Annotated in this window: 2 protein-coding genes; both read left to right on the top strand. The window is 28.3% G+C overall.

Annotated features, from left to right (window positions below; all coding sequences use genetic code 11):
• The first annotated feature begins 250 nt into the window (after nucleotides 1–250).
• Nucleotides 251–1,018, top strand: a complete 768-nt coding sequence (locus ACSV4D_RS18095) for a DUF1444 family protein (protein WP_439229391.1) — start codon at nucleotides 251–253, stop codon at nucleotides 1,016–1,018.
• A 168-nt stretch (nucleotides 1,019–1,186) separates the two neighbouring features.
• The gene (locus ACSV4D_RS18090; protein ID WP_439229390.1) at nucleotides 1,187–1,528 is read left to right on the top strand and encodes a hypothetical protein; all 342 of its coding nucleotides are present in this window, start codon (nucleotides 1,187–1,189) and stop codon (nucleotides 1,526–1,528) included.
• The last annotated feature ends 192 nt before the right edge of the window (nucleotides 1,529–1,720 follow it).

Raw genomic sequence — 1,720 nt, 5'->3', positions numbered from 1 at the left:
AAATCTTGATTTAGATTTCGGCTAAAGCCTTTTTTGTTTTGCAAATTATAATCATCTGGCTAAAGCCAGACGCAATTGATAAAAAACTTAATATTTGTAAGATTTATTTATATATTTGAGAAAATAAAGTCTGATGCTTGTCAGACCTATCCACCCAAAATTGAGATGATAAGTCTGATTGTTTAAGACCTATAAAAAAGTTGGCGGTAATATTATCCGAATAGAAACGAGAAAATATAATCTAAAAAATATGCTTAACGAAACTGAGTTTTCTCAAGAATTTGCAAAACGATTAATTCAAAAAGTTGAAGGCTTAAAAATATATTCGATAAATGGTCTTCAAATTCAAACTGAATTTGAAAATTCAAACGGATACAAACATTTTCTTGACAATTGTTACTCGGAATATTTAAGAGAACCAGAAGACATTAAAGAAATCTTTGAAAAGTATTTAAACTCAACTGATAGTTTATATAATCCAAAAGAAACTTTAAAAATCAGCGATGTTTTACCAGTAATTAAAGATGAGAGATTTATTCAAAGTATAATTGAAATAAATCCAGAATTTGAAAAAAATCATACTTACGAAAAGTATAATAATGAACTTTATATTTTTTATGTTGAAGATACAGAAACAAATATAAATTATTTGACTCAAGAAGATTTTGAAAAACTAAATGTAAACATAGAAGAACTGCGAAAAATTGCAATTCAAAATTTATCAAACTCAATCGAAATTGAGAAACACGGAGAAAATGGTTATTACATATTACTAGTAGACGGCAATTATGAATCAAGTTTAATTTTACTTGACATTTGGTATAAGGAAAACTTTGATGTTAACGGAGAAATTGTCATCGGAATACCTTCTCGCGATTTATTAATTATTACAGGAAAAAATGACAGTAAAAACATAGAAAGGCTTAGTAAAAAAATAATTGAAATCAATGAACATGGAGATCATATAGTTTCTAATAAATTGTTTGAATATCGAAACGGAAAATTTGAAACTATATAAAAATACTACTGCCAACCGCTAGTAAGCAATAGTCGAGAATTAGACTTAATTTAAAGATAGTTTTGTACTTGTAAAAATAGTGATTAACCAAAAATTACGCTTACTTAGCCTCGCTCATCGCCTACTAGCAAAACGTTATAACTAATAAGCCAATCAACTATAAAGAAAATGACATCAAAAGAATTTGCACAATCTTTTTATGAAGAAAAAGAATTTTTAATGGACATTTATTTTGAAAGAAAGATTATTCCCTATGCAGAATATTCCCCAAAATCAGATGTTGCAGAATTGATCAAGAAATTGGATCTAAATTCAGAAGATAATGAATCTCTGAAGAAAATAATTGACGGAGCATTGCGTGATGTCTGTTATACAATACTTGTCGGATTAGACGGAGGAACGTCGATAGGAAATGGACTTCAACAAATATTTGAGTTAAGAGATGAAAACGGAAATGAATTATCTGGAGATTTAGAAGGTTATGCATATGAATATTTTTACGAAGAATAAATTTTGCTTGCCAAGTTTGTAGGCTTACTGTTTATAACAACGGTTTCACTTCATACTAATAATAGAGGTAGTTAACACCAATAGTATTGGTAGGTCGAACCAATAGACCACCTACTTCGAACCAATAGTATTAGTGTTTAGCACTAGTTTTTTAGGAAAATAGAATAGATTGCTAGTATAAAGTAAATAAAA

Origin of the sequence: Flavobacterium sp. ARAG 55.4 (assembly GCF_051846875.1) — a bacterium.
Lineage (GTDB): Bacteria > Bacteroidota > Bacteroidia > Flavobacteriales > Flavobacteriaceae > Flavobacterium > Flavobacterium plantiphilum.
The sequence above is the reverse complement of the archived record's forward strand: the minus strand, read 5'-3'. Positions and strand labels throughout refer to the sequence as shown.